Origin of the sequence: Aeromicrobium sp. REDSEA-S32_B7 (assembly GCF_001626145.1) — a bacterium.
Classification (GTDB): Bacteria; Actinomycetota; Actinomycetes; order Propionibacteriales; family Nocardioidaceae; genus Aeromicrobium; species Aeromicrobium erythreum.
In genome coordinates this window covers 1-10,899 of the sequence record NZ_LUNF01000137.1, presented here as the reverse complement: position 1 = coordinate 10,899, position 10,899 = coordinate 1, and the positions used below count along the sequence as shown (strand labels likewise).

11 protein-coding genes are annotated in these 10,899 nt (G+C 72.5%); 5 read left to right on the top strand and 6 right to left on the bottom strand.

Annotated features, from left to right (window positions below; translation table 11 throughout):
• Window positions 1-278: 278 nt before the first annotated feature.
• The gene (locus A6Q79_RS09890) at window positions 279-2,081 is read right to left on the bottom strand and encodes a biotin carboxylase N-terminal domain-containing protein (RefSeq protein WP_286689325.1); all 1,803 of its coding nucleotides are present in this window, start codon (window positions 2,079-2,081) and stop codon (window positions 279-281) included.
• 154 nt (window positions 2,082-2,235) lie between these two features.
• Here A6Q79_RS09890 and A6Q79_RS09885 point away from each other — a divergent pair, with 154 nt between their 5' ends.
• Entirely contained in the window at window positions 2,236-3,414 is a 1,179-nt protein-coding gene (locus A6Q79_RS09885) for an acyl-CoA dehydrogenase family protein (protein WP_236749821.1), read from the top strand.
• Window positions 3,415-3,432: 18 nt separating this feature from the next.
• On the opposite strand, the gene A6Q79_RS09880 is transcribed toward A6Q79_RS09885, so the two are convergent.
• The 5 genes from A6Q79_RS09880 to A6Q79_RS09860 all read right to left on the bottom strand — a co-directional run bounded on the left by A6Q79_RS09880 (window position 3,433) and on the right by A6Q79_RS09860 (window position 6,965).
• The gene (locus tag A6Q79_RS09880; RefSeq protein ID WP_286689324.1) at window positions 3,433-3,645 is read right to left on the bottom strand and encodes a hypothetical protein; all 213 of its coding nucleotides are present in this window, start codon (window positions 3,643-3,645) and stop codon (window positions 3,433-3,435) included.
• A 52-nt stretch (window positions 3,646-3,697) separates the two neighbouring features.
• On the bottom strand, window positions 3,698-4,297 hold the full coding sequence (locus A6Q79_RS09875; RefSeq protein WP_286689323.1) for a nucleoside triphosphate pyrophosphatase: 600 nt from the start codon (window positions 4,295-4,297) through the stop codon (window positions 3,698-3,700).
• Window positions 4,298-4,442: 145 nt separating this feature from the next.
• Window positions 4,443-5,093: a hypothetical protein gene (locus A6Q79_RS09870; protein WP_286689322.1), complete on the bottom strand. Its 651-nt coding sequence runs from the start codon at window positions 5,091-5,093 to the stop codon at window positions 4,443-4,445.
• Window positions 5,094-5,103: 10 nt separating this feature from the next.
• A complete protein-coding gene (locus A6Q79_RS09865) occupies window positions 5,104-5,373 on the bottom strand; it encodes an acyl-CoA carboxylase epsilon subunit (protein ID WP_286689321.1) in 270 nt (89 codons plus the stop codon).
• A complete protein-coding gene (locus A6Q79_RS09860) occupies window positions 5,373-6,965 on the bottom strand; it encodes an acyl-CoA carboxylase subunit beta (protein WP_286689320.1) in 1,593 nt (530 codons plus the stop codon). The genes A6Q79_RS09865 and A6Q79_RS09860 overlap by 1 nt, the downstream gene beginning before the upstream one ends.
• A gap of 51 nt (window positions 6,966-7,016) precedes the next feature.
• Between A6Q79_RS09860 and A6Q79_RS09855 the strand changes: the two genes are divergently transcribed.
• From A6Q79_RS09855 to A6Q79_RS09840, 4 genes are all read left to right on the top strand, one after another.
• A complete protein-coding gene (locus A6Q79_RS09855) occupies window positions 7,017-7,862 on the top strand; it encodes a biotin--[acetyl-CoA-carboxylase] ligase (RefSeq protein ID WP_286689319.1) in 846 nt (281 codons plus the stop codon).
• 72 nt (window positions 7,863-7,934) lie between these two features.
• A complete protein-coding gene (locus A6Q79_RS09850; RefSeq protein ID WP_067855415.1) occupies window positions 7,935-8,441 on the top strand; it encodes a PH domain-containing protein in 507 nt (168 codons plus the stop codon).
• Window positions 8,428-9,435 carry an adenylate/guanylate cyclase domain-containing protein gene (locus A6Q79_RS09845; protein WP_067855418.1) on the top strand — a complete coding sequence of 336 codons (1,008 nt, stop codon included), beginning with the start codon at window positions 8,428-8,430 and terminating at the stop codon, window positions 9,433-9,435. The genes A6Q79_RS09850 and A6Q79_RS09845 overlap by 14 nt, the downstream gene beginning before the upstream one ends.
• Before the next feature lie 31 nt (window positions 9,436-9,466).
• Window positions 9,467-10,612: a 5-(carboxyamino)imidazole ribonucleotide synthase gene (locus tag A6Q79_RS09840; RefSeq protein ID WP_286689318.1), complete on the top strand. Its 1,146-nt coding sequence runs from the start codon at window positions 9,467-9,469 to the stop codon at window positions 10,610-10,612.
• Window positions 10,613-10,899 lie beyond the last annotated feature (287 nt).

Here is a 10,899-nt window from a genome sequence, read left to right as displayed (position 1 = left end):
CGGCGCCGGCGAGGTCGTCGCCACCATCGCCGACGCACCCGCCGCCGAGTAGCACCGCACCACCACCCGGCGCCGGTGGCCTGCCCCTACGGGCGGGTCACCGGCGCTGTGTCATTCCGCCGCGCACTCCCGCCGGAGTAGTCCTGCCGGCCGTCAGGAGGCGACGGGCGGGACCTCGGCCGGAGCCTGGGTGTCCACCTCGCCGTACGCCACGCCGGCGGCCCACACCAGCAGCACCGTCACGACCCAGGCCACCGGCGCCGGGTGGTGGTGCGGTGCTACTCGGCGGCGGGTGCGTCGGCGATGGTGGCGACGACCTCGCCGGCGCCGATGGTGGCGCCGATCTCGGCGGACAGGCCGGTGACGGTGCCGGCCTTGTGCGCGGTGATGGGCTGCTCCATCTTCATGGCCTCGATGACGAGGATCGTGTCGCCGGCGGCGACCTCCTGGCCCTCCTCGACGGAGACCTTGACGACGGTGCCCTGCATGGGCGAGGTGAGCGAGTCGCCGGAGACGGCGGCACCGGCAGCCTTGCCGCCCGCGCGCTTCGGCTTCTTGGCGCCGCCCGCGGCACCGGAGGCGGCGACGGCACCGAGGCCGCCGGGGAGGACGACCTCGACGCGCTTGCCGGCGACCTCGACGACGACGCGCTCGCGCTCGCCAGGCTCGGCGGTCTCGGACGGGCCGCTGTAGGGCTCGAGCTGGTTGTCGTAGTCGGTCTCGATCCACGTGGTGTACACGTCGAAGGAGCCGGGGGTGCCGTCGGGCTGGGTGGCGTTGTAGGCCGGGTTGTCGAGCACGTCGCGGTGGAAGGGGATGACGGTCGGCATGCCCTCGACGACGAACTCATCGAGCGCGCGGCGCGAGCGCTCGATCGCCTGCTCGCGGGTGCGGCCGGTGACGATGAGCTTGGCGACGAGCGAGTCGAAGGCGCCGGGGACGGTCTGGCCCTCCTCGTAGCCGCCGTCGAGGCGGACGCCGGGGCCCGACGGGGGAGCCCACTTCGTGAGGGTGCCGGGGGCGGGCAGGAACCCGCGGCCGCCGTCCTCGGCGTTGATGCGGAACTCGATGGAGTGCCCGATGATCTCGGGGTCGCCGTAGCCGAGCTCCTCGCCGGCGGCGACGCGGAACATCTCGCGGACGAGGTCGATGCCGGTGACCTCCTCGGAGACGCAGTGCTCGACCTGGAGACGGGTGTTGACCTCGAGGAAGCTGATGGTGCCGTCGCGGGCGACGAGGAACTCGCAGGTGCCGGCGCCGTAGTAGCCGGCCTCCTTCAGGATGGCCTTCGAGGAGTCGTAGAGGCGCTTCAGCTGGTCGTCGGACAGGAACGGCGCGGGCGCCTCCTCGACGAGCTTCTGGTGGCGGCGCTGCAGCGAGCAGTCGCGCGTGGAGACCACGACGACGTTGCCGTGCTGGTCGGCGATGCACTGGGTCTCGACGTGGCGCGGCTTGTCGAGGAACTTCTCGACGAGACACTCGCCGCGGCCGAAGGCGGCGACCGCCTCGCGGGTGGCCGACTCGAAGAGCTCGGGGATCTCCTCGATCGTGCGGGCGACCTTGAGGCCGCGTCCGCCGCCGCCGAAGACGGCCTTGATCGCGACGGGCAGGCCGTGCTCCTCGGCGAAGGCGATGATCTCGTCGGCGTCCTTCGCGGGCTCCTTGGTGCCGGGTGCGAGCGGTGCGTTGGCGCGCTCGGCGATCTGCTTGGCCTTGGCCTTGTCGCCGAGGGCGTCGATGGCCGAGGGCGGCGGGCCGATCCAGACGAGGTCGGCGTCGATGACGGCCTGGGCGAAGTCGGCGTTCTCGGCGAGGAAGCCGTAGCCGGGGTGGACGCTGTCGGCGCCGGAGCGCTTCGCGACGGCGATGATCTTCTCGATCGAGAGGTAGGAGTCGCCCGGGGTCGCGCCCTCGAGCGAGTAGGCCTCGTCGGCCATGCGCACGTAGATCGCGTCGCGGTCGGGCTCGGCGTAGACGGCGACGCTGCCGATGCCGGCGTCCTTGCAGGCTCGGATGACGCGGACCGCGATCTCGCCACGGTTGGCGATCAGGACCTTCTGCAGGGGCTTGCTCACGAACACTCTCCTCGGGATGGACAGGCTGGGCGGGGGGCCGCACCGCGTGCTGAGTCTAGGGGGAGTGGGCGGTCGTGGCCGGATGAGGTACGTCACGCCGGTCGCGCGTCCCCTCTCGTACAGGTTAACGACCGTTAACCCGCGGTGCTAGGCTCGCGCCATGGTCGCTGCATCGATGACAGGTCTCTCCCGCGAGCACGAGGACTTCCGCCGCACCGTCCGGGAGTTCGCGGAGGCCGAGATCGCGCCCCACGTGGCGCAGTGGGACCGCGACCACCACTTCCCGGTCGACGTCGTGCGCGCGATGGGCGACCTCGGGCTGTTCGGCCTCACGGCCCCGGAGGCCGTCGGCGGCGCCGACGGCGACTTCACGAGCCTGTGCGTCGCGATCGAGGAGCTGGGTCGGGTCGACCAGTCCCTGGGCATCACCCTGCAGGCGGGGGTCGGTCTCGGCATCAACCCGATCGTCGCCTACGGCACGCCCGAGCAGCAGGAGCGCTGGCTGCCCGACCTGGTGGCCGGGCGCACGCTCGCCGGCTTCGGGCTGACCGAGCCCGGCGCGGGCTCCGACGCCGGCGCCACCCGCACGCGGGCCGTGCTCGACGGCGACACCTGGGTGGTCGACGGCGCGAAGCAGTTCATCACCAACTCCGGCAACGAGCTGACGTCCGTCGTCACGGTCACCGCACGTACGGGGGAGCGTCCCGACGGACGGCCCGAGATCTCGGCGATCATGCTCCCGGCCGGGACGCCGGGCTTCGTCGCCGAGCCGGCCTACGACAAGCTCGGCTGGCACATCTCCGACACCCACCCGCTGACGTTCACCGGGGCCCGCGTGCCGGCCGACCACCTGCTGGGGGAGCGCGGACGCGGCTACGCGCAGTTCCTGGCCACCCTCGACGACGGACGCATCGCGATCTCCGCGCTGTCGGTCGGCTGCTTGCAGGCCTGCCTCGACCTGTGCGTGCAGTACGCGGGCGAGCGGCAGACGTTCGGCGTCCCGATCGGGGCGAAGCAGGGCGTCGCGTTCCAGGTGGCCGACCTCGCCGTGCTGCTGGAGGGGGCGCGCGCCCTCACCTACCGGGCGGCCGGCCTCAAGGACGCCGGGGCGCCGTACGCGGTGGTCAAGCAGGCCGCCTCCGTGGCGAAGCTGTACTCGACGGAGGCGGCGGTCACGGGCACGCGGATCGCCACGCAGGTCTTCGGCGGGTACGGGTTCATGGAGGAGTACCCGGTGGCGCGCTTCTACCGCGACGCCAAGATCCTGGAGATCGGCGAGGGCACGAGCGAGGTGCAGCGCATGCTCATCGCGCGCGGTCTGGGCCTGCCCGTCGAATGACGGCGGGCTGCGGCGGCGTCAGAGGGTGACGAGCGCGCGGCACGGCAGCGGCACGTGCCGCACCTGGTCGCCGAAGTCGACCTGCGCCGAGCGGGTGCCCTGGAGGCTGACGATGCGGCCCAGGCCCCAGGTGTCGTGGCTGACGCGCGCGTCGACCTCGTAGACCTCGTCCGGCACCTCGACGGGACGCTCGAAGGGGCTGGACGCATGGTGGCGGCGCGAGGTGGGCATCACCCATGGTCCCACGTGCGCGGGCCGTCGAGGGCCGGATCGCGCCACCTGGTCAGGCCGGGGGACGGTTCCAGAGGTCGGTCCAGACGACGTCGAGGTCGGCGACGAGGTCGCGCAGCAGCGGCAGGCTGATCCCGACGACGCAGTGGTGGTCGCCCTCGATGCCGCGGATGAAGGCCCCGCCGAGGCCGTCGATGGTGAAGGCGCCGGCGACGTGGAGAGGCTCCCCGGTGGCCACGTAGGCGTCGATCTCGGCGTCGCTGACGTCGGCGAAGTGCACGACGGTCGACGCGCTGTCGACGACCTCGCGCCCGCCGCGGCGCACGCAGTGCCCGGTGTGCAGCACGCCCGACCGCCCGCGCAGGCGCCGCCAGCGGGCCCGCGCGGTGTCGGCGTCGCCCGGCTTGCCCAGGATCTCGCCCTCGAAGGCCAGCACGGAGTCGCAGCCCACGACGAGCGCGTCGGGGTCGTCGACGCCGGACGCGACCGCACGGCACTTCAGCTGGGCGAGCGCGGCCGCGAGGTTGGCGGCGTCGTGGGTGGTCACCTGCGACTCGTCGACCCCGGAGACCACCACCTCCGGCTCGATGCCCGCCGCCCGCAGCGTCGCGAGCCGGGCGGGGGACTGGGAGGCCAGGACCATGCGCACCATGCGCCCATCGTGGCAGGTCACGCTCCCGTCCCGAGCGGTGACTTCTCCACCGAATGCGTCCCTCCGGCGACGAGCGGTGCGTCCTCCACCGTCACAGCGCTGGGACGGTGGAGGGGACACCTCTCGGCCGGCTTCGGTGGAGAAGTCACCGCTCCTGGGGGAGCAAGCCGTACGTCGCGGGCTCCGCGCACAGGTCCGGGTGGGCGAGCACGGCGTCGACGAGCCCGGGGGACCCGCCCACGGTGAACCACGACGGGTCGACGTCGGAGGCGATGCACCAGGCGTGGTCGGCGGGCCAGGTGAGCGACGCCTGCGGCAGGTCGGCGGGCCAGCCCGGTCGTGGTGGTCGGGCGCCCCAGACGCCGACGTCGGCGGCTGCGCCGGCGAACAGCAGGTAGGCGCGCTCGCCCGCGAGGTCGGCGCGCGGTGCGTCGAGCACGGAGCGGTCGAAGGCCGGCGCGACCTCCAGCGGAGGCGGCTGGCGGAACAGCCGACCGAACAGGCGGTGCGGGTCCATCTCGGCGTAGACCCTTCCGCCGCCCTCCAGCTCGCCCCAGCCCTCCCACAGGGCGAACCAGCACCGCTCCGGGGTGGTGGTGTGCTCGGCGGCGAGGCGGGTCACGAGCGCCACGACGTCCGGGTCGGGACGGTAGGGGTCGGCGTCCTCGCCGTCGAAGTGGACCGTGGCGTACGCGGGGAGGCCCGGCGCGCCCTGGGTGGCCAGCGCCGCCCAGGGCGCGTCGGCGCGCACGACCCAGTCCGCCACGGACAGGTCGGTCTCGTGGCGCAGGGTCATGCGACGGCCGTCAGGCCCAGGCGGAGCGACGCCAGGCGTCGGGCCCCACGCGCAGCGGCGTGCGCGCCGCGCGAGAGGGGTGGCCCCACTCGCTGCGCGGCTTCGGGCCAGCGGCATTCGCGGCCGCGTGGGCCGCGGCCGCGTTGCGCGCCGCGACGACCGCCACCAGGGCGGCGAGCTCCTCGGGCGTCAGGTCGCCGCGGACCACCCGCAGCACCGGCGTGACCGGTGCCGCGGTGGTCTCGGTCCCCTCGTCCTGGGGGGTCGTCTCGCCGGCCATCACAGCGGGATGTTCCCGTGCTTCTTGGGCGGCAGCGTCTCGCGCTTGGTGCGCAGCAGACGCAGGGCCTTCACGACCTCCGCGCGGGTCTGCGAGGGCTCGATGACGCCGTCGATGTAGCCGCGCTCGGCCGCCACGTACGGGTTGCAGAGCGTGTCCTCGTACTCGGTCATCAGCTCGGCGCGCTTGGCCTCGGGGTCGTCGGCTGCCGCCACCTCGCGGCGGTACAGGATGTTGACCGCGCCCGAGGCGCCGACGACGGCGATCTGGCCGGTGGGCCACGACAGGTTGACGTCGGCGCCGAGGTGCTTGGAGCCCATGACGTCGTAGGCGCCGCCGTAGGCCTTGCGCGTGATGATCGTGACGAGCGGGACGGTGGCCTCCGCGTAGGCGTAGATGAGCTTCGCGCCGCGGCGGATGATGCCGTTCCACTCCTGCTCCGTGCCGGGCAGGAAGCCGGGCACGTCGACGAACGTCAGCACCGGGATGTTGAAGGCGTCGCACGTGCGCACGAAGCGCGCGGCCTTCTCGGACGCGTCGATGTCGAGGCAGCCGGCGAGCTGCATGGGCTGGTTGCCCACGACGCCGACGGCGCGGCCCTCGACCCGGCCGTAGCCGATGACGAGGTTGGGGGCGAAGAGCGGCTGGACCTCGAGGAAGTCGCCGTCGTCGAGGACGGCTTCCATGACGGTGCGGATGTCGTACGGCTGGTTGGCCGAGTCGGGGATGAGCGTGTCGAGCGCCAGGTCGGTCTCGGTCGGCTCGAGGTCGGCGACCTCGTCGTAGACGGGCGCCTCCTCCATGTTGTTCTGCGGGAGGAAGGAGATGAGCGCCTTCACGTACTCGATCGCGTCCTCCTCGTCGGAGGCGAGGTAGTGGGCGTTGCCGCTGCGTGTGTTGTGGGTGCGCGCGCCGCCCAGCTCCTCCATCGTGACGTCCTCGCCGGTGACCGTCTTGATGATGTCCGGGCCGGTGATGAACATGTTCGACTTCTCATCGACCATGATCGTGAAGTCGGTGACGGCGGGGGAGTACACGTGGCCGCCGGCGCACGTGCCCATGATCATCGAGATCTGGGGGATGACGCCCGAGGCGTGCACGTTGCGCGTGAAGATCTCGCCGTAGAGGCCGAGCGAGACGACGCCCTCCTGGATGCGAGCGCCGGCACCCTCGTTGATGCCGATGATCGGGCAGCCCGTCTTGATGGCGAGGTCCATGACCTTCGTGATCTTCTCGCCGTACACCTCGCCGAGGCTGCCGCCGAAGATCGAGAAGTCCTGGCTGAAGACGCACACCTGGCGGCCGTCGATCGTGCCATAGCCGGTGATGACGCCGTCGCCGAGCGGACGGTTCTTCTCCAGGCCGAACTTGGTGGAACGGTGACGCGCGAGGGCGTCGAGCTCGACGAACGAGCCCTCGTCGAAGAGCTGCTCGATGCGCTCGCGCGCGCTCTGACGACCCTTGGCGTGCTGCTTCTCCGCAGCCCGCTCGGCGACCTCGACGGTGGCCTCGTGACGGCGTCGCCGGAAGTCCTCCAGCTTGCCCGCGGTCGTGTGCAGCTCCGGACGCTCTTCGATCTCTGCTTCGCTCACGAGGGTCAGAGTAGCGAGGGACGGGCTTCTGCGTTGTGTGAGGCTTGCCGCATGGACGCCTCGACCTCCGCCCCGCCTCCTGCCTCGGCCGGCGGCACCCCGACCCCCGACCGGCCCCTGCTCGACGTCGAGGAGCTGCGGCGTGCGCTGCTCGTCGGCGGCGGGCTGTGGACCGCGGTCGAGGTGTCGAGCACCACCGCGAGCACCAACGCCGACGTCGTCGCCGCCGTCGCCGAGGGTGCGCCCGAGGGTCTCGTCGTCACCACGGAGCACCAGACGGCCGGGCGCGGTCGGCTCGACCGACGCTGGGAGGCGCCCCCGCGCTCGGGCCTGGTGGTCTCCGTCCTGCTGCGCCCCGACGCCGTGGCGCTGCCGCAGTGGACGTGGCTGCCGCTGCTCGCGGGCATCGCCGTCGACCTCACGGCCCGCGACTGCGGGGTCGCGTCGGGGCTGAAGTGGCCCAACGACGTGCTCGTCGACGGGCGCAAGCTCTGCGGGATCCTCGTCGAGCGGGCGGAGGGGCCCGCCGGCGCCGCCGCCGTGCTCGGCATCGGAATCAACCTGACCCTGACGCGGGAGGAGCTGCCCGTGCCGACGGCCACGTCCTTCGCGCTCGCGGGCGCGGCCACCACCGACCGCGGCGTGGTGCTGCAGATCCTGCTCGGCCACCTGGAGCGTCTCTACCGGCGGTGGGTCGCCGGTGCCGGCGACCCGACCCTGCTGCGCGCTGACTACCTCGAGCGCTGCGTCACGCTCGGCTCCATCGTCCAGGTGGACCTGCCCGACGGGTCCGTGCTGCGGGGACGAGCCGACGACGTCGACCCCCTGGGTCGTCTGGTGGTCGCCGGACGTGCGATCAGCGCCGGCGACGTCACGCACGTGCGGCCCGCGCCCTGAGCGGCCGGAGACCCGCCCGTCAGGAGCCGTGATCCCTCCCGGTGCCCGGGCCCGCCGTGGGAGGATTCGGGCATGGCGCTCTCCCGCAAGTTCATGATGGACGGCGAACAGGTCGTCACCACGACGCGCACCCACGTCAAGGTCCTGTTCGTCCCGCTGGTCATCCTGCTCGCCGTCGCGTTCGCGGGCAGCTTCCTCGCGGCCAGGGCGGGCGGCTCCGGCGACGGCTACGTCCGGTGGGCCGTCGTGGCGATCGCGGTCGTCGTCGTGCTGTGGGGGAGCGTGCTGCCGTTCCTGCGCTGGCTGTCGTGGACCTACAGCCTCACCACGCAGCGCCTCGTCGAGCAGAAGGGCATCCTCACCCGTGAGGGTCGGGTCATCCCGCTCAGCCGGATCAACGACGTCTCCTACGAGAAGAACCTCAACGACCGGATCCTCGGCTGCGGCACGCTCATCATCCACAACGCGAGCGAGGAGGCCGGCCTCGAGCTGCGCGACATCCCGCACGTCGAGTCCTTCCACCGCCAGGTCAGCGACCTCGTGTTCGCCGCGCACCGGGGGAGCGATGAGTCGGTCTGACCTGCGTGACGAGCTCGCCCGGCTGATCCTCCACGAGGGGATGGACCTCACCGGCGAGCAGGTCGCCGAGCAGGCGGGGCTCGACCTCGACCGCGCCGAGCGGCTCTGGCGCTCGCTCGGCTTCGCCGACAGCGGCGACGTCCCCGCCTACGGCGAGCACGACGTCGCGGCCGCGCGCCTCGTCGCCGCCGCGTTCGACGAGGGGTTGCTCGAGGAGCGCACCATCTTCCGCATGACGCGAGCGCTCGGCCAGACGCTCGCCCGACTCGCGGACTGGGAGGTGCAGACGATCGTCGACCAGGTCGAGGCCGACGTCGACGCCGGTCGCGCGAGCAGCCGGCTCGAGAGCGCGGTCGCGATCGCCGAGCACGTCGCCCCCGGCTTCGACCGGCTGCTGCTCTACGCGTGGCGGCGCCACCTCGCGGCGGCCGCCGGCCGGCTCGAGGCGCTCGGCGCGGTCGACGCGGAGCTGCTGTCGACCACCATGAGCATCGGCTTCGCCGACCTCTCCCGGTTCACGGCCATGACCAACACGCTGAGCGACGTGCGCCTCGGTGAACTGGTCGAGAACTTCGAGACCCGGTGCACCGACGTCGTCACGTCGCGGGACGGTCGTGTCATCAAGGCGCTCGGCGACGCCGTCCTCTTCGTCAACCCCGACCCGCGCGAGGCGACGCTCACCGCCCTGGAGCTGGTGGCGAACATCGGGTCGCGCGACGACCTGCCCGACGTCCGGGTGGGCCTCGCGACCGGCTCGGTCATCAGCCGCCTGGGCGACGTGTTCGGCCCGCCCGTCAACCTCGCTGCGCGGCTGTCGCACGTCGCGCGAAGCAACCGGGTCCTCGTCGACGACGCCACGGCGGCCGACCTGACCGACGAGGAGTTCGAGATGCGGACCCTGCCGCCACGGCCGCTGCGCGGGTTCGGGAACGTCTCGCCGATCACCGTCAGCCGGCGTCGCGCGTTCCGGCCCCGCACCGTCAGGCGCTGGTAGGACCGCGTCCGACGGTCGATATCCTGCGGGCATGTCGCTGACACCGCACCTCGCCGTCGTCGGGGGCGGCCAGCTCGCCCGCATGATGCAGGTCCCGGCCGTCGCGCTGGGCCTGCGGATCCGGCTGCTGGCCGAGGGCCCCGACGTCTCCGCAGCCCAGGTGGTGCCCGACCACCTCGTCGGCGACCACACCGACCTCGACGACCTGCGCGCCGTCTGCGCGGGCAGCCCGGTCGTCACGTTCGACCACGAGCACGTCCCGCCGGAGCACCTGCGGGCGCTCGAGGCCGAAGGTCACGCGCCGCGGCCCGGGCCCGACGCCCTGCTCTACGCGCAGGACAAGGGCGAGATGCGCGTGCGGCTGAGCGTCCTCGGGCTGCCGTGCCCGCTCTTCCTGCTCCTCCCCGGCGACGTCGAGGAGGCCCTCGAGGAGCTCGCGGACTTCGGCTACCCGGCCGTGCTGAAGACGACCCGCGGCGGGTACGACGGCAAGGGCGTGTGGGTGGTGCGCAGCGCCGACGACGCGGCCGAGGTCCTCGCCACGGCGTTCGCCGAGGGACGGGAGATCCTGGCCGAGGAGCTCGTCGACTTCCGCCGCGAGCTCAGCGCCCAGGTGGCCCGCACCCCGTCGGGTGACGTCGTCGCCTACCCCGTCGTGCAGTCGACCCAGGTCGACGGCATCTGCAAGGAGGTCGTCGCACCGGCGCCCGACCTCGATCCCGCGCTCGCGCAGGAGGCCACCGACGTCGCCGTCCGCGTGGCGGAGCAGCTCGGCGTCACGGGCATGCTCGCCGTCGAGCTGTTCGAGACCGCCGACGGACGCGTGCTCGTCAACGAGCTGGCGATGCGTCCGCACAACACCGGCCACTGGAGCATCGACGGTGCCGCCACGAGCCAGTTCGAGAACCACCTGCGGGCCGTGCTCGACCTGCCCCTCGGCCCCACGACCCCGCACCACGCGTGGACGGTCATGGTCAACGTGCTCGGCGGCGCCGTGCAGGACCTCGAGGCCCAGGAGGCCGTCGTGCTCAGCGCCGTCCCGCACGCCAAGGTGCATCTCTACGGCAAGGGTGTGAAGCCCGGGCGCAAGGTCGGGCACGTCACCGTCACCGGCGACGACCTCGACACCGTCCTCGCCGACGCCCGCCGCGCCGGCGCCCTCCTCCAGGACGGCTGAGTCCTTCGGTCCGGCTGCCGCAGGGGGTCTGGGTTTGCTGATGCGCAGCCTGCCGAGGCTTGTGGTTGCTGGTGCGCTGCCTCGGCTGGTGCTGGAGTCGGTTTCCGAAAGGGCCTCGACCGGCAGCGGGCCTGGGGGCGGCTTCGGGTCTCGGGGTCTGGTCTGAGCTTGCCCTCGACGCAAGGTTCTTCGTTTCTGCGTTCTTGACCCACCGTTCTGCGTTCGCGCGTCCTATCGGTGGATCTGCAACCGCAGGAGCCGTTCTGCGGTTGAAGATCCACCGATAG

Bases quoted from the DNA above. Each gene is read 5' to 3' on its own strand.
- A6Q79_RS09885 (WP_236749821.1), top strand. From the start codon at position 2,236: ATGGTCGCTGCATCGATGACAGGTCTCTCCCGCGAGCACGAGGACTTC.
- A6Q79_RS09880 (WP_286689324.1), bottom strand. From the start codon at position 3,645: ATGCCCACCTCGCGCCGCCACCATGCGTCCAGCCCCTTCGAGCGTCCC.
- A6Q79_RS09875 (WP_286689323.1), bottom strand. From the start codon at position 4,297: ATGGTGCGCATGGTCCTGGCCTCCCAGTCCCCCGCCCGGCTCGCGACG.
- A6Q79_RS09870 (WP_286689322.1), bottom strand. From the start codon at position 5,093: ATGACCCTGCGCCACGAGACCGACCTGTCCGTGGCGGACTGGGTCGTG.
- A6Q79_RS09865 (WP_286689321.1), bottom strand. From the start codon at position 5,373: ATGGCCGGCGAGACGACCCCCCAGGACGAGGGGACCGAGACCACCGCG.
- A6Q79_RS09855 (WP_286689319.1), top strand. From the start codon at position 7,017: ATGGACGCCTCGACCTCCGCCCCGCCTCCTGCCTCGGCCGGCGGCACC.
- A6Q79_RS09850 (WP_067855415.1), top strand. From the start codon at position 7,935: ATGGCGCTCTCCCGCAAGTTCATGATGGACGGCGAACAGGTCGTCACC.
- A6Q79_RS09845 (WP_067855418.1), top strand. From the start codon at position 8,428: ATGAGTCGGTCTGACCTGCGTGACGAGCTCGCCCGGCTGATCCTCCAC.
- A6Q79_RS09840 (WP_286689318.1), top strand. From the start codon at position 9,467: ATGTCGCTGACACCGCACCTCGCCGTCGTCGGGGGCGGCCAGCTCGCC.